Raw genomic sequence first — 21530 nt, 5'->3', positions numbered from 1 at the left:
TTTGTAAACCTATGTAATCTATTTAGAATAGTTTGCGTAGTATTGTTTACACTTATTACAAAGGGGATAAGGAATGACCAAAAAAGAAGAAGAAGTGCTCGCCGGAGAAAAAGATCTGGAGCGCGAGCGCCAGGCAAATGACCCCATGATTCCGGACGGTGAGGTCAATCCCATCAACACCGACTACCAAGTAGGACAAGACAACGTGGTGATGAAAATCGGTCCGTTTGGACTGGACTTTCATAACCGAGTTTTCGCCATTTCCGGTTTAGCCATTGTCGCGTTCGTGTTGCTGACACTGATGTTTCAGAACAGCGCCGAACCGATGTTTACCGGCATGCGCAACTGGTTAACCGGTAACCTTGACTGGTTCTTTATTATTGCCGCCAATATTTTTGTCATCCTCGCTATCGTATTGATATTTACACCGCTAGGACGCGTGCGATTGGGTGGTACTGAAGCGACGCCGGACTTCTCATACCTTGGCTGGTTTTCGATGCTGTTTGCCGCCGGTATGGGTATTGGTCTGATGTTTTACGGTGTCTCCGAACCGATGTCACATTTTAGTACGGCATTGGGCGGCACCAGTATGGAAGACGGTGTGCGCACCGACTGGGCGCCACTTGGCGGTGCCGGCGGTAACGAAGCCGAAGCAATGCGGCTGGGCATGGCGGCCACCATTTTCCACTGGGCACTGCACCCGTGGGCCATTTATGCCATTTTGGCATTGGGACTGGCATTGTTCTCGTTCAACAAAGGTCTGCCGCTGACCATCCGCTCAATTTTTTATCCGATTCTGGGTGAGCGCGTATGGGGCTGGCCAGGTCACATCGTTGACATCATTGCCATCTTAGCAACGCTGTTTGGCCTCGCGACATCGCTTGGTTTGGGGGCATCGCAAGCCGCCGCCGGTCTTAACTTCCTGTTTGACCTGCCAAAAGGTGAAACCACTCAGGTATTACTGGTTATTGGTATTACCGCGGTTGCACTGATGTCTGTATTGGCTGGTCTTGAAGCCGGTGTTCAGCGTCTGTCGCAAGCCAACATGCTATTGGCGGCGCTACTGATGTTGTTCGTCATCATTGTCGGCCCTACCGTTGCTATTTTCATGGGCTTCTTTAACAACCTGGGCGCGTATTTAGTCGAGTTGCCGGCACTGTCAAACCCATTCGGCCGGGAAGATAAGAACTTTGTCACCGGTTGGACGGCCTTCTATTGGGCGTGGTGGATTGCATGGTCACCGTTTGTCGGTATGTTTATCGCGCGGGTTTCACGTGGTCGTACCGTGCGTGAGTTCCTGATATCGGTGTTGATCATTCCATCGGTTGCCTGTGTCTTCTGGATGACCGTGTTCGGTACCGCAGCCATGGATCAATTCCTGGCCGGCGCGAAAGAAATTGCTGATGCAGAACTGGCATTGCAATTGTTCGTCATGCTCGAGGGATTACCGTGGACCGGTATTACGTCGTTCATCGGTATCATTCTGGTCATGGTGTTCTTTATCACCTCGTCGGATTCTGGTTCACTGGTGATTGATACCATCAGTGCCGGTGGTAAAGTTGAAGCACCGGTACCACAACGCGTGTTCTGGTGTACTTTTGAAGGTCTGGTAGCCATTGCCCTCATCCTCGGTGGCGGACTGGTTGCCTTACAAGCCATGGCCGTGTCAGCGGGCTTGCCATTCACTATTGTGTTATTGGCCTCCTGTTTTGCGGTTGTTCAGGGCTTGCGTTCTGAACCGCGAGTTGGTAAAACCAGCAAATAATCGAAAAAGCGACACCCAGCGTTGGGTGTCGCACCTACTTAAGGTGCTTATATGGAAGCTGAGCACGTCGAAATCCTCAATTTTCTACGCCGATTTCCACCCTTTAATGAACTGCCCGAAGAAGAACTCAGCATTGTCGCTCAGCACACCAGCGTCGGCTACTTCAAAGCAGGAACACAGATACTGGAGTTCAATCAGCTGATTGACTCTTTGCATGTGATTCGCAGCGGTTCCATCGAAACCTATCAACGCAATGGCGAGTTATTTAACCGACTCACCGAGGGCGGTTTTTTTGGTGAAGCCGGGCTACTGCGTAAAGGGCGTGTCCGCTATCCGGTGAAAACCATTGAAGACACGTTAATCTACTACATTCCCGGCGAGCTGTTTAATCGCCTATACGACCAATACGATGCCTTTGCCGATGCCGTCGAGGTGGAAGAGCACCGTCGTGTCAGCCATGCCGTAAAAGAGCGTGAAAGCCGCAACAGTTTGCTGTCTGCCCGTGTCGAAAAGCTCATTGGTCGTGAACCGGTAGCGATCGATAAAAGTGCCTCTATTCGCGAAGCCGCTGTCAAAATGACCGACGAAAAAGTGTCATCACTGCTCATCTACGATGAGACTCAGCGCGATAAGCCGGTAGGTATCATTACCGACAAAGATCTGCGCAAACGCGTGCTTGCCAGTGACAAGGATCCTGCCGCGCCAGTTGCTGACATTATGTCCAGCGATTTGGTTTTCGTACAGCACGACCAACGGGTATTTGAAGCCCTGTTGACCATGCTGCGCACTAACTTACACCATTTACCGGTGCTTAACCGCAGCAAGGTCGCTGGGGTTATCGCCTTGTCCGACGTTGCCCGGCATGAATCGCAAAGCAGTCTATTTGTGGTATCCAGTATCTTCAAACAAAACAGTATTGAAGAGCTGTCGCAACTGGTTCCGGACGTGCACAGAAGTTTTGTGCGGATGGTCGAGGAAGATGCCAATTCGCGCATGATCGGCTCTGCCATGGCAACCATTGGCCGTAGTTTTAAACAACGCCTGCTGGAACTGGCGGAGCAGGAATACGGCCCTCCGCCGGTGCCCTACTGTTTTCTCGCGTTAGGTTCAATGGCCCGCGATGAACAAACGGTGGTGACCGATCAGGACAACGCCATGATTCTGGACGACCGGTTCGATCCCATCGAGCATGACGAGTATTTCCTGAATATCGCACAGTTCGTCTCCGACGGCCTCAATGCCTGCGGCTACACTTATTGTACCGGTGATATCATGGCGACCAACCGTGAATGGCGGCAGCCGCTCTCTCATTGGAAGCGTTATTTCACGGATTGGATTGAGAATCCGTCGCCGAAGAAGTTATTGCATTCTTCAATTTTCTTTGACTTAGACGGCGTCCATGGTGAAACCCAGTTCGCTGATGCATTAAACCGTTTAATTCGCGAGAAAGCACCGCGCAACAAACGTTTCCTCGGCTCAATGGCGAGAAACGCATTGAACCGTACGCCACCCCTCGGCTTTTTCAAAGATTTTGTCATGGAAAAGGACGGTAAACACCGCGACAGCATCAACACCAAACGTCGTGGAACCGGCCCGGTCGCGGATTTGATTCGGGTGCATGCACTGGCGATTGGCTCAGCCCAGCGCAACTCGTTCGCTCGTCTCGAAGACATTGTGAAAGCCAATATTTTACCCAAAGGCCGGGGCCCGGATTTGCGCGATGCGCTGGAGTTAATTTCTATGGTACGCATTCGCCATCAGGCGCTGGCACTTGAAGCCGGTGAGATTCCCGACAATAACGTCGCACCGGAAGACCTGTCCGATTTTGAGCGGAAAAACCTCAAGGACGCCTTCCAAATTCTCAGTAATGCGCAAAAATACCTGCGTTATCGCTATTCGGGGAACTAATATGCTGTATTTAGCCCCACAAAAGGATAAACAGCATGACCGCCAGCCGTTTAATTGGCCTAAACGCTTCGCTGATCTGGCTCAGCGCGCCAAACATCCGGCCTTAAAACGGTTTTATCAACAGGGTATCGCAGCCGCTGAAACACCGATCAAAGAGGTGCCAATGGTTGCGGTGGATTTCGAAACCACCGGTCTTGATCCCAGACAGCACGGCATCATCAGTATTGCCGTTATCCCAATGACGCAACAACGTATACACCTCAATGAGGCCCAACAATGGATTGTTAAACCGCGTCGTAGCCTTACCGAAGAGTCCATTACCATCCACGGTATTACCCACAGCGCCATTGCCGAAGCACCGGATCTCTCAAACATTATTGAACCGTTGCTGGAAGCCGTAGCCGGTAAAGTCTGGGTGGTGCATTACGCGGGCATCGAACGGCCATTTTTACAGGATGCTTTTGTCGAGCGCCTTAAGGAGACGATTCATTTCCCCGTCATCGACACCATGGCGATCGAAGCACGGTTTCACCGGACCCGGCGCAGCCTGTGGGATAAGATCACTGGTAAAAAGCCCGCCTCTATTCGACTGGCCGACAGCCGTGACCGTTATAACCTGCCATTTTACGCGCCACACGACGCCCTGACTGATGCCTTAGCCTGTGGCGAATTATTGCAGGCACAAATTGCCCACCATTACGACGCCGACACCCCACTCGGCCAGATTTGGTTACCCTAGTCTATACCTCCCTGGGGTTACCCACGAAACCTAAGTGACGCATTGAGATACCCTGTTGTATCCTATGGGGTCATTTAGTAACGCCAGAGCAAGAGGGACTATGAACTGGTTACGAAATCTTTCCATGCGCAATAAACTGCTACTGTTGGTATTGCCCACCCTGTTGCTTATGATCATTCTGGCCGCAAGCAATGTACTAACCACTTACAACCGTTACCAGGAAGCACAAACCGTCGAGCGCTTTGCCGATCTTACGGTGGCCAGCGCACCGGTGATTACCGCATTACAACGCGAGCGCGGCTTAAGCGCATTGACCATGGCGTCAGGCTTTGCCAGTGATAACGTCCAACAGTTGCGACAGCAACGCCAGCAGACTCGCGACGCCATCCAGCAGTTTATCGCCAGTGCACGACAAATAGCGCAGACGCTGGACTTAACCCCACAAACCCAGGCGCGTATCGATAAGTTACAAACCATCGCCCTTGATGACTGGCGCCGTCAAATCGACAGTGGTTCCATGCAACGCTCTGCCATGCTGCGTAACTACACTCAGCTGATCAGTTCCGTCATGGGTCTGATTGATGACGTTGTCAGCGCGTCAACGGACGCTCAGGTCGTCCGCCAACTGAGTATTTATTCGTTAATTGCCAACGCTGCCGAATCAGCCGGCCGGGAGCGCGCCAGTATTGCTGCGTACCTGGCGGGAAAACAATTTACCATTGACCACCTGACCGATTTGCAACACTATGCCGGTCAACAACAGGCGCTCATCGATAATGCCTATTACATCGCGAACGCCGAGTTACAGCAGACGATTGATGCACTGAGAACGTCGGCAGAACTTAACGCCGTGAATCAGCTCCGCGCGCAGCTCACCGATCGTCAGGTTTTTGAGCGTGTCGACAGCCGCCAGTGGTTTGACGCCAGCACCCGTTATATTTCGTTAATACACAGCAAAAATCAGCAGGTTCTCGCCAGTGTCAGCGCTCAGGTCAAGCAAACCGGCGAACAGACGCTGCAGTCATTGGTGATTATGTCGCTGCTGACCATCACCGTCATCCTGGTGATTATTGCGCTAACGGTATTAATTCTGCGTGGTATCTACAGCCAGGTGTCGGAACTACTGCGCGGTATCGATTTCGTCATGACTCACAAGGATTTGCGTCGTCGCGTGGAAAGTAAAAGCGCAGACGAGCTCGGCCGGATCGGTAAAGCATTTAACGAGTTGCTGGCTAAATTCAGCGATTCGCTGCAGAAAATTGACCAAATGAGTGTTCAGCTTGCCACCGCGACCGAGGAAACCAGTTCGACAGCGGAACAAAATGCCGAACAAATTGGCAAACAGCAAAAGCAGATTGAACAGGTTGCGACCGCGACCGAAGAAATGAGTACGACAGCAGAAGAGATCAGTGAACACATCCAACGCGTTGCTGATGCGGCGGACAATTCACTGCAGAGTAAAGAAAAAGGCGCTGCCGCAGTGCGCGAAAGCATCACATCAGTACGCGCGCTGGCACAGGCCATCGGCCATGTCGGAGAGGTCATTACGCAATTACAAACCCGTAGCGTTGATATCAACCGCGTCATCGATGTGATTAACAATGTGGCTGAACAAACCAATCTACTGGCCCTCAATGCGGCCATTGAAGCGGCCCGAGCCGGTGAACATGGTCGTGGTTTTGCGGTCGTTGCGGACGAAGTACGACAGTTAGCCAGCCAGACCCGTAACTCAACCAACGAGATTGCTGAGATGTTAGCAAGCTTCCGTTCACTGTCGGACAACGCTTATGACAGCGTTAACCAAAGCCAGTCAATTGCACAGGCAACCGAGGAGCAGGCGCGCGAACTGGATAATGCGTTCCAGATTATTGCCGCCGACATCACCAGTATTTCCGAGATGTCCACGCAGATCGCAACAGCCTCGGAAGAGCAAGTTGCGGTCACTAAAGACATTGCCAATAACATGGAATCGGTCAATGAGGTGTCGTTACTGACCTTAACCGGCTCTCAGGAAATCCAGGCAGTCACCCAGGATCAGGCCAAAGCCGCCCGCACCCTACAGGATTTGGCGATGGAGTTTAAAACGGCCGACGCTTAAGCAAATAATCCGTAAAAAAACTGGTCAGGTGCACGTGTTCATGTCAGCGTTAAACCGGTAACATGATTCAATCTACGATCAGCTATTGGGTTAAACATGAACAAATTGATATTGATGGCGTCTGCTTTGATTACTTGCGCGAGTCTGCCGGTCGCGGCTCAACAGGTGGTAAAGCCGGCTCCGCGAGTGACGACTCAGGCTCAGGCCGATTTTTTTGCGGCGATTAATCAACATTGTGGTAAAGCATTTGCCGGCGAAGTGACGGTCGATACGCCGGCCAGTGACGGCTTTGAAGGCCCGCTCATTATGCACGTACGCAAATGTGGTGACCAACGCATTGAAATTCCGTTTCACGTTGGTGATGATCATTCGCGCACCTGGATCCTCACGCAAACCGGTTCCGGCATCAGTCTAAAACACGACCACCGTCAGCCCGACGGTAATTACGATCCGCTGACCATGTACGGGGGTCATACGGTTGAGCGCGGCTACGCGAGCGCTCAATCGTTCCCGGCTGATGCTTATTCGAAAGAGCTGTTTATTGAACTGGGCGCACCGGAATCCAACCGTAATATTTGGCAAATGTACATTGCAGAAGATACCTTCACCTATCGGCTGATCCGTGAAGGGCGGGAATTCCGGGTCGATTTTGATTTGACCTCACCGGTCGACACACCACCTACGCCATGGGGTTACGCTGACTGAACATTATGGTGGGTTACTTTATTCTATCCTGCCAATGCGTATTTTTATTATCACGCTCCTCGCGTTCCATCAGCAGCAGTGTGAGATAAATTTTTGTCGGTAGCGAGAGAATAATCCCGACCGCATTCATAGCAGCACCCAGAATGTAACCACGAAAATCAATGTTGTCATTGCCAAACGTGACAATAAGAACAACATGACCCAGTAAAATCAGAGTGATACCGGTAATCATTGCTGTTTTCAGTAGTTTTATCTGGGTGCTTTGTTGCATTATTTTTTCATCAATACTCCGAATGGTCGCGCCAGAGCGCGACCTAGAGTACGTCACCGGGTATGCGCACATGGCCTTCCATCAATACCCGCGCGCTGCGGCTCATGATGGCTTTAACGGCTGTCCACTGCCCGTTTACCTGTTTACATTCCGCGCCAACCTGCAGCGTGCCCGACGGATGACCAAAATTAACCAGGGTACGATCGCCACCACCGGCGGCCAGATTAACCGTGGTTCCGGGAATTGCTGCGGCTGTGCCAATGGCTACAGCAGCGGTGCCCATCATCGCATGATGCAATTTGCCCATCGACATGGCACGCACCAGTAAGTCAATTTCGTTCGCTTCGACGACCTTGCCACTGGATGCGGCATAGCCTTTCGGTGGTGCGACAAACGCCACTTTCGGTGTGTGCTGCCGCGCCGCTGCCTCACTGACGTCGTTAATCAGCCCCATTTTAACCGCGCCATAAGCGCGAATGGTTTCAAAACGCTCCAGCGCAGCCTCATCACCATTAATGGCTTCCTGCAACTCAGTACCGCTGTAACCAATATCCTCGGCATTCAGGAAGATGGTCGGAATACCGGCATTAATCAGGGTCGCTTTGAGCTTACCGACACCCGGAACGTCCAACTCGTCGATCAAATTGCCGGTCGGAAACATCGACTCGCCGTCTGCTGACGGATCCATAAATTCAACCGCAATCTCGGCTGCCGGAAAGGTAACGCCGTCCAGTTCGAAATCGCCGGTTTCCTGAACTTCACCGTTGCTGATCGGAACCTTATTGACGATGGTTTTACCGATATTGGCCTGCCAGATACGAACCTCACAGATACCGTTTTGAGGGATTTTATCCGCATCAATCAAACCGTTTGCAATGGCGAAAGGCCCCACTGCTGACGACAGATTGCCGCAGTTACCACTCCAGTCAACAAAGGGTTTATCAATGGATACCTGACCAAACAGATAGTCCACATCGTGTCCGGGTTGAGTGCTTTTTGAAACAATCACCGTTTTACTGGTGCTTGAGGTGGCTCCGCCCATGCCATCGGTGTGCTTAGCGTAAGGATCCGGACTGCCGATCACCCGCAACAACACCGCATCACGGGCCGCACCCGGTTGCTGCGCTGCTTCGGGAAGATCCTGCAGCCGAAAGAATACGCCCTTGGAAGTACCGCCACGCATATAGGTGGCGGGAATCTTAATTTGCGGTTTATGTGCCATACGACGACTCCTTAAACAGCCTCGGCTTCTAAAAAGTCCTGGGCAAAGCGCTGCAGAACACCACCGGCTTCGTAGATAGAAACCTCTTCTTTGGTGTCCAGACGGCATTGAACCGGCACCTCCAACTGCTCGCCATTGGCACGATGAATAACCAAGGTCAATTCGGCACCGGCGGCAGGCGTGCCTTTCACATCAAAGGTTTCGGTTCCGTCGATGTTCAGCGTTTTACGCGTGGTACCCGCTTCGAACTGCAACGGTAGAACGCCCATACCAATCAGGTTGGTACGATGGATCCGTTCGAAGCCTTCCGCCACAATCACCTCGACGCCGGCCAGGCGTACACCTTTCGCCGCCCAGTCCCGTGAGGAACCCTGGCCATAATCGGCACCGGCAACAATGATCAGCGGTTGCTTCTTCTCCATATAGTGCTCAATGGCTTCCCACATACGCACCACTTGGCCTTCCGGCTCGATCCGCGCCAGCGAGCCCTGTATCACCTCGCCGTTCTCATCGCGAACCATTTCGTTAAACAGCTTCGGATTCGCGAAGGTTGCGCGCTGCGCGGTCAAGTGATCGCCACGGTGGGTGGCGTAGGAGTTAAAGTCTTCTTCCGGCACACCCATTTTCGCCAGGTACTCTCCGGCGGCGCTGTCGGCCATGATGGCATTCGACGGCGACAAGTGATCGGTGGTGATATTATCACCCAGTACCGCTAACGGTCTCAGTCCTTTCAGCGTGTTCTCACTGACAAATTCACCTTCCCAGTATGGCGGCCGGCGAATATAGGTGCTCATTGGACGCCAGTCGTACAGTGGGTTGGTCTTATCACCGTAGTCCACGCTCAGGTTAAACATCGGGTCATAAACTTTGCGGAACTGCTCCGGCTTAACGCTTTGTTTGACGATTTGGTCAATTTCTTCATCGCTTGGCCAAATATCTTTCAGCGTCACCGGATTACCATCGGGATCATAGCCCAGAACGTCTTTTTCGATATCAAAGCGAATGGTTCCGGCAATGGCGTAGGCGACCACCAAGGGTGGTGAAGCCAGGAAAGCCTGTTTGGCATACGGGTGAATACGGCCGTCAAAGTTCCGGTTACCCGACAGCACCGCCGTCGAGAACAAGTCACGGTCGATGATTTCCTGTTGGATGTTCGGATCCAACGCCCCACTCATACCATTACACGTGGTACAGGCAAACGCGACCACGCCAAAGCCCAGACTCTCCAGCTCTGGTAGCAGCTCCGCTTCTTCCAGGTACATTTTTACGGTTTTCGAACCCGGTGCTAACGAGGATTTTACCCACGGTTTACGGGTTAGTCCCAGCTTATTGGCGTTGCGGGCAATAAGGCCAGCCGCAATCATATTACGAGGGTTACTGGTATTGGTACAGCTGGTGATCGCCGCAATGATAACGGCACCATCAGGCATTTTGCCGTCTTCGGGCTGCTCGATGTGCTTGGCAACGCCACGAGCACTTAATTCAGCCGCCGGCAACAACGCGTGCGGGTTCGACGGTCCGGCCAGATTACGTTCAACCTTCGACAGGTCAAAACGCAGCACACGTTCGTACTCAACATGCTTCAGGCTGTCACTCCACAGACCCGTTTCTTTCGCAAATTTCTCAACCAGCGCAACCTGGTCATCATCACGACCCGTCAGTTTCAGGTAATCAATGGTCTGCTCGTCGATATAGAACATCGCCGCCGTTGCACCGTACTCCGGAGTCATATTGGAGATGGTTGCACGATCACCAACCGTCAGTGCGTCAGCACCCTCTCCAAAGAATTCCAGGTAGGCACCCACCACGCGCTCGCGGCGCAAGAACTCGGTTAATGCCAATACCAAGTCGGTACCGGTGATGCCCGGACGTAACTTCCCGGTTAATTCGACACCGACGATGTCCGGCAGGCGCATGTAGGATGCGCGGCCAAGCATCACGCTTTCAGCTTCTAAGCCGCCAACACCGACCGAAATCACGCCCAGCGCGTCCACCATCGGGGTGTGGCTGTCTGTACCAACACAGGTGTCGACAAACGCGACGTTATCGCGAACTTGCACCACCGGCGACATCTTCTCCAGGTTGATCTGGTGCATGATGCCGTTACCGGGCGGAATAACATCCACGTTTTTAAACGCGGTTTTGGTCCAGTTAATAAAATGAAAACGGTCGTCGTTGCGACGGTCTTCAATCGCACGGTTCTTTTCGAAGGCGTCTTTTTCAAAACCGGCGTGTTCAACGGCGAGCGAGTGGTCGACGATCAACTGCGTCGGTACTACCGGGTTCACTTTGGCCGGATCACCGCCCTTCTCAGCGATGGCATCACGCAGACCGGCCAAATCCACCAACGCCGTCTGACCTAAAATGTCATGACAAACAACGCGTGCCGGAAACCATGGAAAATCATGTTCGCGTTTACGATAAATTAACTGCTCGAGGGATTGTGTCAAAATTTCCGGTGGACAACGACGCACCAGATTTTCTGCTAACACCCGCGACGTATAAGGCAATTTATCGTAGGCGCCGGGTTCAATCGCTTCAACGGCTGCCCGAGTATCGAAATACTCGAGCGTGGTACCGTTTAGCGTTTTACGGTATTCAGAATTCATACAACTCTACCTGTTTGTTAACAGCAAATTAGCGATCGCCGATGGCCGGCACCGGACGGGCTTCTGGACCCGTGTAGTCCGCTGATGGACGGATGATACGGTTGTTGGCGCGCTGTTCTTTTACGTGCGCGGTCCAGCCGGTCACTCGTGACATAACAAAGATAGGGGTAAACAGTTTGGTTGGAATGCCCATGTAGTTGTAGGCTGAGGCATGGAAGAAATCCGCATTCGGGAACAGTTTCTTCTCGCGCCACATCACTTCTTCACAACGCACAGACACATCGTACAGGCGGCTGTCGCCAACTTCTTCAGACAGTTTCTTCGACCACGCTTTTATGATGTCATTGCGAGGGTCGAATTCACGGTAGATGGCATGACCGAAGCCCATGATTTTTTCTTTACGCTCCAGCATCCCCATCAGGGTTTTTTCAGCATCGTCAGCATCTTTCATGTTTTCGATCAGTTCCATCGCGGCTTCGTTTGCACCACCGTGCAAAGGTCCACGCAAGGAACCGATGGCACCGGTCACACAAGAATGGATATCCGATAGCGTTGATGCACATACGCGCGCGGTAAAGGTTGATGCATTAAACTCATGCTCTGCATAAAGAATCAACGAGGTGTTCATGACGTCGGCGTGCAACTGAGACGGTGCTTTGTCGTGCAACAGACGCAGGAAATGTGCACCAATAGAATCTTCTTCTGAGTCCGTGTCGATACGTACGCCGTCGTGGGTAAAACGGTACCAATACAGGACGATGCCAGGGAACGTCGCCAGCATGCGTTCAATATGGTCATCCGCCTGATCGAAGCTGGTTTCGGTTTCTAAGTTACCCAGCATCGAGCAACCGGTACGCATGACGTCCATCGGGTGGGCTGTTTTCGGAATCCGCTCAAGCACGTCTTTCACTTCTTGCGGTAACACACGCAGCGATTTCAAACGCTTGCGGTATTCATCTAACTGTGACTGAGTCGGCAGTTCGCCTTTGGCCAGAAGATAAGCAACTTCTTCAAAGCTGACCTTTTCTGCCAGTTCTTTGATGTCGTAACCACGGTAGGTTAAGCCCGAGCCGGTTTTACCGACGGTACATAATGCGGTTTCGCCTGCTGATTGTCCGCGCAAACCTGCGCCACTGAGTTTTTTATCTGCCATGATTTGATTCCTTCTTAATTTGTTATTGATGCTTGCGCCAAAGGCGCAAGCTACACTAGCTTATCGGGTGACTTATTTTTTAAATAACTGGTCGAGTTTTTGCTCGAAGTCATGATAGTTCAAGAAGTCGTAAAGTTCGGCACGCGTCTGCATGTCGTCCACCACGGCTTTCTGATCGCCGTGCTCTAAAATACTATTGTAGACATTCAGCGCGGCTTTGTTCATCGCGCGGAAAGCACTCAGCGGATACAACACGATTTCGACACCGACCTCTGCCAATTCCTGTTTATTAAACAGCGGCGTTGCACCAAATTCTGTAATGTTAGCAAGCACCGGCACATCCAGTGCGTCGGTGAAGGCTTTATACTGATCCAGCGTATGCACCGCTTCCGCAAAAATGGCGTCAGCCCCGGCTTCGACACAAGCTTGTGCACGTTCAATAGCTGCTTCAAGGCCTTGTTGTTGTAACGCGTCGGTACGCGCCATGATCAAAAACTGATCATCAATACGGGCATCCACCGCCGCTTTGACGCGATCAACCATTTCTTCTTGAGTTACGATTTCTTTGTTCGGGCGGTGACCGCAACGCTTCTGCGCGACCTGGTCTTCAATATGGAAACCCGCAGCACCGGCTCGTGTCATTTCTTTCACCGTGCGGGCAATATTAAACGCACCACCCCAGCCGGTGTCAGCATCAACTAACAACGGTAAATCACTGGCTCCGGTGATACGACGAATGTCTTCACACACATCGTTCAATGAAGTCATCCCCAGATCCGGTAAGCCGAAAGACGCATTGGCAACACCGGCACCGGACAGATAAAGCGCCTTATGACCGACTTTTTCTGCCATCATCGCTGTGTACGCGTTGATGGTACCAACGATCTGCAATGGCTTCTCATCGGCGATAGCGCGGCGCAATTTGGCGCCTGGACTGTGTAGTTGAGTCATGATACTTCCTTATGTGCTGATAGTTTTTGTTCAATGTTTTTACGTGACGCGCTAATGTGTCGGCGCATCAATAAATCGGCAAGCTCGCCATCTCGGTTGGCGATCGCGTTAATGATCGCTTTGTGCTCATCAAAGGCTCGTGACACACGTGGCCCATTCATGCCCAGTTGTACCCGGTACATACGCACCAAAAAATACAACTCATCACAGAGCATGTTGATGAGGTACTGATTCTTGCTCGCTAAGATGACGCGATAATGAAAATCGACATCACCCGCTTCCTGATAATAACTTTCACCCTCACGCACTCGCTGACTGGCCAGATGTTGCTCGAGTAATTTGGACAACGCCTCAATTTCTTCGTCCGCCATCCGCTCCGCGGCCAAACGACAGGCTAACCCTTCCAGTTCTTCACGTATTTGATAAAGCGCAATTAAGCCGTCATACGTTAGCGTAACAACACGGGCTCCGGCATTGGGTGTGCGTTCTACCAGGTGGCAGCGTTCCAGTCGCGCAAGCGCTTCTCGTAACGGCGCGCGGCTGACGTTAAACTGCTTGGCCAGTCCGGTTTCGGTAATTTTACTCCCGGCCGGCAGTTCGCCTTCTACGATAGCCTGTTGCACCGCGAGTAATACGCGATCGGCCGATGTCACCGGCTGATTCAGGTGGTGTTGTGGATCGTATACGAGATTCATGTTTGACGTCTGCCACCTTGCTTGTCGACAATAAGCATAAAGAATAGCCTTGATGACGGTTAATTTCAATCGCAACCCACAAGATTGTCGACAATTAAGAAGAATTGTCAGTATCAAACAACACGCCGCTTGTCGAACCCGCCGTTCAGTCGCATAGTATGCAACATCATCATTGGTTAACCACTTGTTAGGGATCGTTATGTTTGAATGGATTTATATGCCGGAGGCGTGGATTGCCCTTGCCACCCTGACCGCACTGGAAATCGTATTGGGTATCGATAACATTATTTTTATCTCCATTTTGGTTGGCCGTTTGCCGGAGTCGCAGCGTGACCGCGCCCGCACCATTGGCTTAACCCTGGCGATGGTATCGCGACTGTTGTTGCTGTTCTCACTGACCTGGATTATGACGCTGACACAACCCTTGTTCAGCGTGCTCGAACACGATATTTCCGGCCGCGATCTGATCTTGTTGTTGGGTGGTTTGTTCTTATTGGCAAAGAGTACGCTCGAAATCCATCACGCCCTGGAAGGTCCGGAAGACAACAAACAATCGGTTGTGGGCGCATCCTTTGTGTCAATACTGCTACAAATCACGCTACTGGATATTGTCTTTTCACTGGATTCGGTCATTACCGCCGTTGGCCTCGCTGACCATTTAAGCGTGATGGTGATTGCTGTTGTCATTTCGGTAGCCATCATGTTGTTGGCTGCTAAGTCGGTTAGCCAATTTGTCGAACGCCACCCGACCATAAAAATGCTCGCGCTCAGCTTTCTTATCTTAATCGGTATGACGCTGGTCGGCGAAGGGCTCGGCTTTCATGTACCTAAAGGCTATGTGTATTTTGCCATGGCGTTTTCACTGGCTGTCGAAATGCTCAATATTAATGTGCGTAAGCGCCGTAAAGACGAGCAACCGGTGCACTTACGGAAAGCAATACCCGGTGACAAACAACTCAAAAACGATTGATTTCGTCGTTTCCGGTTCCAAAATCCGGCGCTGGCTAGTAAAGTAAGGCGTCATTTTTCGGCTCCTACTTTAGTCGAATACATTGCTAGTTAGTTAAATAGTTGTTTTTAAATAACAAATTGGATAACAAGAATGGATCCTAAAAATATCGTTGATAAGGATGCAAGTTTCTTCGGTCAGCCGGGCGGCTTGCAAACCTTGTTTTTCACGGAGATGTGGGAGCGCATGAGTTATTACGGCATGCGCGCGCTGTTAGTACTATTCATGACGGCAAGCCTGCAGGAAGGTGGTTTAGCCTTAACGGTTGCTTCTGCGACCGCTATTTACGGTTTATACACCGGTGCTGTTTACTTTATGGGGCTGCCGGGCGGCTGGATTGCTGACCGTTTATTGGGTGGTCAACGAGCTACCTGGTATGGCGGCATCATCATCATGCTGGGTCACATCGTACTGGCGATTCCAAGCGAAGCCGGCTTTTTTATCGGTATGATCCTGGTGGTACTGGGTACCGGTCTGCTTAAGCCCAACATCACCGCGATGGTCGGCCAGCTATACAGCTCCGATGACGATCGTCGTGATGGCGGTTACACCCTGTACTACATGGGCATCAACATCGGCTCAATCATCGGTTACTTTGTTACCGGTTACCTACAGGAAACTGCCGGTTACCACTGGGGCTTTGGTGCAGCAGCCGTCGGTATGGCACTGGGTCTGATCCAGTACAAATTGACCCAACCAAAACTGAAAGGGGTTGGTGCCGAGCCACCGAAACCGTTGAGCCCTGCCGCCGCCAAACGCAGTTGGGGCATCATCGTTTCGTTGTTGATCATGCTTGCCGTGGTCACTTTCATGGCGCTGACTGATGCCATCGTGATCGACCCAACCGCGGTCGCTGAAAACGTTGCCATTATCTTTACGGTTATTTTCTTTGCCTATTACCTGAGCATTTTCGTGTTCGGCAAACTGACGCGCAGCGAGATGAAGCGTCTCGGAGCCTTGTTTTTGGTGTGTATTGCCTCAACCATGTTCTGGGCCGGTTTTGAGCAGGCAGGCTCTTCCTTTAACCTGTTCGCCCGTGATTTAACCGACCGCATGATTGGCGATTTTGAGATCCCGACGACTTGGTTCCAATCGCTTAACTCAATCTTCCTGGTCACCCTTTCGCCGTTCTTCGCAGCGCTTTGGATTAACTTAAGCAAGCGCATGATCAACCCGTCTTACGGCTTCAAGAGTGCCCTGGGTCTGATCATTATGGCAACGGGCTTTATCGTGATGTTTTTCGCGTCACAAGCGGCTGCCAGTGGCCTCAAGGTTGCGCCCTACTGGCTGGTTGCGGTTTACTTTATCCACACCGTGGGTGAATTATGCTTAAGCCCAGTTGCACTAAGTGCGGTCAGCAAACTGTCACCGAAACGGATGGCCGGTCAGCTGATGGGTGTGTTTGTGTTAACCTACGCCATGGGCAACGTCATTGCCGGTTTGTTGGCGGGTGGCCTCGACCCTGAAAACCCTCAGGCAATGCCTGAACTGTACTGGACCATTTTTGTGTTCGGAGTCAGTGTCGGTGCGGTGGTCTTTGTATTGGCGCTGTTTACCCGTAAATGGGAAAAACTGGCACCGGACGATGGTGAAGATGACCATCCGGGCGCCGTCATTGACGCGAATGAACCGGTCGGCAAACCTTAACGAGTTGACCCTCATCACGCAAAAGGCCAGCATCATGCTGGCCTTTTTTGTGCGTCGTTGATGCCGCCGGCTAGCGCGGTTACTTTTTAGCCGAAATATAAATAATGATCTGACCTTTAGCCACCAAGGTGCCGTCATCTCGACGTGCTTCTACCGTAATCGGTTGATCCCCGACTTGCCAGGTAGCAGGGGTGGCTGTCGCTTCCACCGTTACATCGGAAGTGGTTTTTGCCAGATACTCGACATTCATCCCCTTCGGCAACCAGCGTAACGAGGCAGGAATCGATGCTTCTGCCAGCGCCCCCATTGCCATTTCCATGCCATTACACACCGCAATGGCATGCACGGTACCAATATGATTTTGTACCGCTCGGCGTTTTTTAAAGGTCAATCGGCAATAATTGGGCCGTAACTCCTCGATATAGGGTTTAATCGACGCGAAGTACGGTGCTTTGCGCGCAAACATAACCGAAAACAACCATTTACCCGCCGGGTATTTGGTGCACTTGTGGTACAGCTTTAGCAAATAGTTATCGCTCATTGTTGCTCCATCACGACGGCATAATGTCGCAGGGTATGGTCATACGTTCATCGTCGCTTTCAAACGGGATGGTTCCGTGCCAGCAAAAGCTCGGAAAAATCACACACATTCCCGGTTGCGGACACACCGCCAGATCAATCGATTCTTCATCCCCCAGGTTAAGTGACGTCTGGCCAAACTTAATCCAGCCTTTGCGCTCGGGATCATCCTCACGAACGTCGTTGGGCACCGTCAGATAGGTACACATCGACAGCCAGCCCTGCGGATGAACGTGGTTGGTATGAAAGCCCTGACTCGATAACTTCACCGACCAGCTTCCACTGAAATGATAGCGACCGGTATGCCGGGCAGTCACCGGATGTTTGGTATCCGCAGGAAGGTTAGCGAGGTAATCATCAATGAACTGTTGCAAGCTCTCTTTATAGGCCTGAATAACCGGATCCTTCATCGACAATAACGCGCCGACCGTCTGCGTTCCCCCGCGAACCGATTGATCCAGCGGCTGATGTTCGGTTTTATGCAAAGCCTTAATGCGAGCGACCAGCCGTTCCCAAAACTGCTCCAGTGAATCATAGCCCGGCGGTGTTGGTAACTGCCCCACTTTGATGTAAGTGTCATAGTCATTTAAATAACCGGCTTTTTCGGTGTCCCCTTTTAGTTTCCAGCATAACCCTTTGAAGGCGTGCACTTCCTGATCCAACGGGCGATTTTCATGCGCCCGATCCAGCAACGCCAACGCCTCATCGTAGCGCGCCTGACGCAGATACACATTAGCCAGGTCGATCAGATAACGCGGGTGTCGTGGTTGTTGTTGCACAGCCTGCTCTAGTTGCTCCTCAGCAGCTTTCAGATCGCCCGCTCGCAAGGCCATCGATCCTCGCATATGGATAAGACTGTGGGTGTTACCAAACTGATCCAAATAATCGTTTAGCAAGCTATCGGCTTCTGATGTACGTTCTGCCCGGTAAAGATGTGAAAGATACGAATAGACTAAAGCAAGTGACTGTGGCTGTTTTGCCAACGACTGCTTAAACGAGCTCAGAAACTGAGCTTGCCGACCATGTTCCCAATAAAGCTTATTCAGCGCCTCGTGCGCCGGGACAAAGTCATTCTGCTGTTCAATCGCCTGCTGCATCAATTGTTCGGCATCATCAAGCTGTTCTTCGTCATAGGCAAGACAGCCAAGCTGAAATAACCGCTGCGCTTCGTTAAACTTCCCTTTCAGCGCTTGTTGGATGCTACGGGCCTGGTCAACCTCTTCGGCGTAACGATGCACCAGTGCCTTGTTGAAAAGTAACGTCGGTTCATCAGGCCACTGCCGCAGCGCCTCCGTGAACGTCTGCTGCGCTTGCGGATAGAGCTTGTACTCAAGTTCGGCGCGACCTTTTAGAATCCATGCCTTCAGATAGTCGCTTTTCAGCGCTAATGCCTTAGCTGCGGCATGTTTGGCCGCTAAATAATCCTGGCATTGATAGTGAACGGAAGCCAGGTTATACCAAGCGTCGATCAAACCGTCATTAAGTTTTAGCGCGCGCAGATAATATTGCTTAGCTGCCCTCAACTGCTGACTCGACTGCAAAAAGTTTGCAAAATTGGACAACACAGACGGTTGATTAGGGTTAATTGCCAGGCTGCGCTCGAAGTAATCCAGCGCCCGACCCGGATCGGACTGTTTCGTTGCTAGCGCGAGTAAATGCAAAATATCAGGGTGATTGGGTGACTGTTGATCCAGCTGCGAAGCAATGCGTTCAGCTTGTGCAAATTGCATCTGTTGCAGCGCAGCAACGGCTTGTTGAAACTGCTGTGCTAATTGAGACATAGAGAAATTGTTATCGTTGTCGTGACTTCTTGTTAACAATAACATAATTTCTACAAAAAAAGGGGCAGTAAAACTGCCCCTCTTGTTACGTCATTTTCGGCAACCCAGTTACAGGCTCGCCAACGCCTCGTTCAATACCTTACAAGGACGCATTGCAGCCGATACTTTTTCCGGGTTTGGCTGGTAGTAACCTCCGATATCGACTTTAACGCCCTGAACACCATTCAGCTCGTCGATGATCGCCTGCTCGTTAGCGGCTAACTGATCAAACAATTTACCGAATCGTTCTTTCAGCTCGGCATCATCATTTTGATTCGCCAACGCTTCAGCCCAATACATCGCCAGATAGAAGTGCGAACCACGGTTATCAATCTCACCCACCTTACGAGACGGTGATTTGTTCTCTTCCAGGAACTTCGCCGTAGCTACATCAAGACTGTCTGCCAGAATTTGCGCACGTTGATTATCAAACGTACGGCTTAGGTGCTCCAGCGATGCCGCCAATGCCAGGAATTCACCCAGTGAATCCCAACGCAGGTGATTCTCTTCAACAAACTGTTGCACGTGCTTCGGTGCTGAACCGCCGGCACCCGTTTCGAACAGACCACCACCGTTCATTAACGGCACAATCGATAACATTTTAGCCGAGGTACCCAGCTCTAAAATCGGGAACAAATCGGTCAGGTAATCACGCAGTACGTTACCGGTAACAGAAATGGTGTCTTTACCCTCTTTCACGCGTTGCAGTGTATGACGCGTAGCTTCAACCGGAGCCATAATCTGGATATCCAGGCCATCGGTATCGTGCTCTTTCAGATAAGCTTCAACTTTCTTGATCAACTGAGCATCGTGAGCGCGATTGCTGTCCAACCAGAATACCGCAGGCATACCGCTTAAGCGTGAACGGTTCACCGCCAGCTTAACCCAGTCGCGAATCGGTGCGTCTTTCACCTGACACATACGCCAGATATCACCCTGACTTACATTGTGTTCAAACACCACGTCGCCAGCCTGGTTTAGAACTTTCACCACACCGTCAGCAGGAATTTCAAAGGTCTTATCGTGCGAACCGTATTCTTCGGCTTTTTGCGCCATCAAACCAACGTTCGGTACCGTGCCCATGGTCGCTGGATCAAACGCACCGTGTTCTTTACAGAAATTGATGGTTTCCTGATAAACACCGGCATAGCAACGATCAGGAATCATGGCTTTAGCGTCTTTCTGACCGCCGTCGGTGTCCCACATCTTACCTGAATCACGGATCATCGCCGGCATCGATGCGTCGATGATGATGTCACTTGGAACGTGCAGGTTGGTGATACCTTTGTCTGAGTTGACCATCGCCAGTTCTGGCTGTTTTGCGTACACGGCATTTAAGTCAGCTTCGACAGCATCACGTTGTTCCGGCGTCAGTTTGTCCAGTTTGTTGTACAAATCGCCAATGCCGTTGCTTGGATCAAACTCGATGTCTTTCATCAAGTCAGCATGCTTTTCCAGTACGTCTTTAAAGTAAACACGAACCGCATGACCAAACATGATCGGATCAGATACTTTCATCATGGTTGCTTTTAAGTGCAACGACAACAGCACGCCCTGCTCTTTCGCCGCAGCCGTTTCTTTTTCAAAAAACGCCTGTAATTGCTTTTTGCTCATGACAGCAGCGTCAACCACTTCGCCGGCCAATACCGGCACCGCATTCTTCAATACCTGCTGTTGACCGTTGGCTTCCAGCACGATCTTAAAGGTATCGTCCTTAGCCGAGGTCAGCGACTGTTCACTGCTATAAAAATCACCATCGTTCATGTGTGCGACGTGAGACTGCGAGTCCTTTGACCAAGCGCCCATACGATGCGGGTGTTTTTTCGCATAGTTTTTAACCGCAGCTGGCGCACGGCGATCAGAATTACCTTCACGTAAAACTGGATTTACCGCGCTGCCTTTTACTTTGTCGTAACGCGCACGAATGTCTTTTTCTTCGTCAGTTTGCGGGTCAAACGGGAAGTCTGGCAGTTTATAACCTTGTGCCTGTAACTCTTTGATGCAGGCTGTCATTTGCGGGATTGACGCACTGATGTTTGGCAGCTTGATGATGTTCGCTTCTGCGGTTTTCGCCATTTCGCCTAATTCCGCCAACGCGTCTGACTGACGTTGTTCTTCGGTCAGGTACTCGGGAAACTGCGAAATAATACGACCTGCCAAAGAAATATCACGGGTCTCTACGGCAACGCCGGCTGCCTTGGTGAAGGCTTTAATAACGGGCAACAGCGAGTAAGTTGCCAGGCGGGGTGCCTCGTCCGTTTCGGTATAAATAATCTTTGCTTTATCAGTCGACATAGTCATTCCTATTGATTGGACCAAAGTAAAAATCGTAAAAAAGTGGCGCAAATTATAGAGGATT

Annotated in this window: 16 protein-coding genes; 7 read left to right on the top strand and 9 right to left on the bottom strand. The window is 51.3% G+C overall.

Features of this window, described 5'->3' with window-relative positions; all coding sequences use genetic code 11:
* Positions 1–145 precede the first annotated feature (145 nt).
* The 5 genes from CWE23_RS08470 (at position 146) to CWE23_RS08450 (ending at position 7215) form a co-directional block, all read left to right on the top strand.
* The gene (locus CWE23_RS08470) at positions 146–1765 is read left to right on the top strand and encodes a BCCT family transporter (RefSeq protein WP_241970609.1); all 1620 of its coding nucleotides are present in this window, start codon (positions 146–148) and stop codon (positions 1763–1765) included.
* Between the two features lie 51 nt (positions 1766–1816).
* Positions 1817–3673 (top strand): DUF294 nucleotidyltransferase-like domain-containing protein, encoded by a 1857-nt coding sequence (locus CWE23_RS08465; RefSeq protein WP_105306560.1) that lies wholly within the window; start codon positions 1817–1819, stop codon positions 3671–3673.
* Between the two features lies 1 nt (position 3674).
* On the top strand, positions 3675–4412 hold the full coding sequence (locus CWE23_RS08460; RefSeq protein WP_105306561.1) for a 3'-5' exonuclease: 738 nt from the start codon (positions 3675–3677) through the stop codon (positions 4410–4412).
* Positions 4413–4512: 100 nt separating this feature from the next.
* On the top strand, positions 4513–6510 hold the full coding sequence (locus tag CWE23_RS08455; RefSeq protein ID WP_126820003.1) for a methyl-accepting chemotaxis protein: 1998 nt from the start codon (positions 4513–4515) through the stop codon (positions 6508–6510).
* A 96-nt stretch (positions 6511–6606) separates the two neighbouring features.
* Positions 6607–7215: a hypothetical protein gene (locus CWE23_RS08450; protein WP_420809959.1), complete on the top strand. Its 609-nt coding sequence runs from the start codon at positions 6607–6609 to the stop codon at positions 7213–7215.
* 13 nt (positions 7216–7228) lie between these two features.
* Here the strand turns inward: CWE23_RS08450 and CWE23_RS08445 are convergent, their stop codons facing one another.
* The 6 genes from CWE23_RS08445 to CWE23_RS08420 all read right to left on the bottom strand — a co-directional run bounded on the left by CWE23_RS08445 (position 7229) and on the right by CWE23_RS08420 (position 14116).
* Positions 7229–7486: a hypothetical protein gene (locus CWE23_RS08445; RefSeq protein WP_105306564.1), complete on the bottom strand. Its 258-nt coding sequence runs from the start codon at positions 7484–7486 to the stop codon at positions 7229–7231.
* A 43-nt stretch (positions 7487–7529) separates the two neighbouring features.
* On the bottom strand, positions 7530–8708 hold the full coding sequence (gene prpF / locus CWE23_RS08440; RefSeq protein WP_126820002.1) for a 2-methylaconitate cis-trans isomerase PrpF: 1179 nt from the start codon (positions 8706–8708) through the stop codon (positions 7530–7532).
* Between the two features lie 11 nt (positions 8709–8719).
* The gene (gene acnD / locus CWE23_RS08435; RefSeq protein WP_105306566.1) at positions 8720–11317 is read right to left on the bottom strand and encodes a Fe/S-dependent 2-methylisocitrate dehydratase AcnD; all 2598 of its coding nucleotides are present in this window, start codon (positions 11315–11317) and stop codon (positions 8720–8722) included.
* A gap of 28 nt (positions 11318–11345) precedes the next feature.
* A complete protein-coding gene (gene prpC, locus CWE23_RS08430; protein WP_105306567.1) occupies positions 11346–12470 on the bottom strand; it encodes a bifunctional 2-methylcitrate synthase/citrate synthase in 1125 nt (374 codons plus the stop codon).
* A gap of 72 nt (positions 12471–12542) precedes the next feature.
* Entirely contained in the window at positions 12543–13421 is an 879-nt protein-coding gene (gene prpB / locus CWE23_RS08425; protein ID WP_126820001.1) for a methylisocitrate lyase, read from the bottom strand.
* The gene (locus CWE23_RS08420) at positions 13418–14116 is read right to left on the bottom strand and encodes a GntR family transcriptional regulator (protein ID WP_105306569.1); all 699 of its coding nucleotides are present in this window, start codon (positions 14114–14116) and stop codon (positions 13418–13420) included. The genes prpB and CWE23_RS08420 overlap by 4 nt, the downstream gene beginning before the upstream one ends.
* A gap of 199 nt (positions 14117–14315) precedes the next feature.
* Here CWE23_RS08420 and CWE23_RS08415 point away from each other — a divergent pair, with 199 nt between their 5' ends.
* Together CWE23_RS08415 and CWE23_RS08410 are read left to right on the top strand one after the other, a co-directional pair.
* A complete protein-coding gene (locus CWE23_RS08415) occupies positions 14316–15086 on the top strand; it encodes a TerC family protein (RefSeq protein ID WP_105306570.1) in 771 nt (256 codons plus the stop codon).
* A 132-nt stretch (positions 15087–15218) separates the two neighbouring features.
* The gene (locus CWE23_RS08410) at positions 15219–16772 is read left to right on the top strand and encodes a peptide MFS transporter (RefSeq protein WP_105306571.1); all 1554 of its coding nucleotides are present in this window, start codon (positions 15219–15221) and stop codon (positions 16770–16772) included.
* A 79-nt stretch (positions 16773–16851) separates the two neighbouring features.
* On the opposite strand, the gene CWE23_RS08405 is transcribed toward CWE23_RS08410, so the two are convergent.
* The 3 genes from CWE23_RS08405 to CWE23_RS08395 form a co-directional block, all read right to left on the bottom strand.
* Entirely contained in the window at positions 16852–17313 is a 462-nt protein-coding gene (locus CWE23_RS08405) for a hotdog fold domain-containing protein (protein WP_105306572.1), read from the bottom strand.
* A gap of 10 nt (positions 17314–17323) precedes the next feature.
* A complete protein-coding gene (locus tag CWE23_RS08400; RefSeq protein WP_158682673.1) occupies positions 17324–19132 on the bottom strand; it encodes a tetratricopeptide repeat protein in 1809 nt (602 codons plus the stop codon).
* Between the two features lie 108 nt (positions 19133–19240).
* The gene (locus CWE23_RS08395; RefSeq protein ID WP_126820000.1) at positions 19241–21466 is read right to left on the bottom strand and encodes an NADP-dependent isocitrate dehydrogenase; all 2226 of its coding nucleotides are present in this window, start codon (positions 21464–21466) and stop codon (positions 19241–19243) included.
* Positions 21467–21530 lie beyond the last annotated feature (64 nt).

It is taken from the genome of Idiomarina aquatica (assembly GCF_003987185.1).
Taxonomy (GTDB): domain Bacteria; phylum Pseudomonadota; class Gammaproteobacteria; order Enterobacterales; family Alteromonadaceae; genus Idiomarina; species Idiomarina aquatica.
This window is presented reverse-complemented; position numbering and strand designations above follow the sequence as displayed.

What these genes read in the sequence shown, in the direction of transcription:
- CWE23_RS08445 (WP_105306564.1), bottom strand. Translation starts at nt 7,486, where the DNA reads ATGCAACAAAGCACCCAGATAAAACTACTGAAAACAGCAATGATTACC.
- CWE23_RS08405 (WP_105306572.1), bottom strand. Translation starts at nt 17,313, where the DNA reads ATGAGCGATAACTATTTGCTAAAGCTGTACCACAAGTGCACCAAATAC.
- CWE23_RS08460 (WP_105306561.1), top strand. Translation starts at nt 3,675, where the DNA reads ATGCTGTATTTAGCCCCACAAAAGGATAAACAGCATGACCGCCAGCCG.
- prpF (WP_126820002.1), bottom strand. Translation starts at nt 8,708, where the DNA reads ATGGCACATAAACCGCAAATTAAGATTCCCGCCACCTATATGCGTGGC.
- acnD (WP_105306566.1), bottom strand. Translation starts at nt 11,317, where the DNA reads ATGAATTCTGAATACCGTAAAACGCTAAACGGTACCACGCTCGAGTAT.
- CWE23_RS08395 (WP_126820000.1), bottom strand. Translation starts at nt 21,466, where the DNA reads ATGTCGACTGATAAAGCAAAGATTATTTATACCGAAACGGACGAGGCA.
- prpC (WP_105306567.1), bottom strand. Translation starts at nt 12,470, where the DNA reads ATGGCAGATAAAAAACTCAGTGGCGCAGGTTTGCGCGGACAATCAGCA.
- CWE23_RS08455 (WP_126820003.1), top strand. Translation starts at nt 4,513, where the DNA reads ATGAACTGGTTACGAAATCTTTCCATGCGCAATAAACTGCTACTGTTG.
- CWE23_RS08400 (WP_158682673.1), bottom strand. Translation starts at nt 19,132, where the DNA reads ATGTCTCAATTAGCACAGCAGTTTCAACAAGCCGTTGCTGCGCTGCAA.
- CWE23_RS08470 (WP_241970609.1), top strand. Translation starts at nt 146, where the DNA reads ATGATTCCGGACGGTGAGGTCAATCCCATCAACACCGACTACCAAGTA.
- prpB (WP_126820001.1), bottom strand. Translation starts at nt 13,421, where the DNA reads ATGACTCAACTACACAGTCCAGGCGCCAAATTGCGCCGCGCTATCGCC.
- CWE23_RS08420 (WP_105306569.1), bottom strand. Translation starts at nt 14,116, where the DNA reads ATGAATCTCGTATACGATCCACAACACCACCTGAATCAGCCGGTGACA.
- CWE23_RS08415 (WP_105306570.1), top strand. Translation starts at nt 14,316, where the DNA reads ATGTTTGAATGGATTTATATGCCGGAGGCGTGGATTGCCCTTGCCACC.
- CWE23_RS08465 (WP_105306560.1), top strand. Translation starts at nt 1,817, where the DNA reads ATGGAAGCTGAGCACGTCGAAATCCTCAATTTTCTACGCCGATTTCCA.
- CWE23_RS08410 (WP_105306571.1), top strand. Translation starts at nt 15,219, where the DNA reads ATGGATCCTAAAAATATCGTTGATAAGGATGCAAGTTTCTTCGGTCAG.
- CWE23_RS08450 (WP_420809959.1), top strand. Translation starts at nt 6,607, where the DNA reads ATGAACAAATTGATATTGATGGCGTCTGCTTTGATTACTTGCGCGAGT.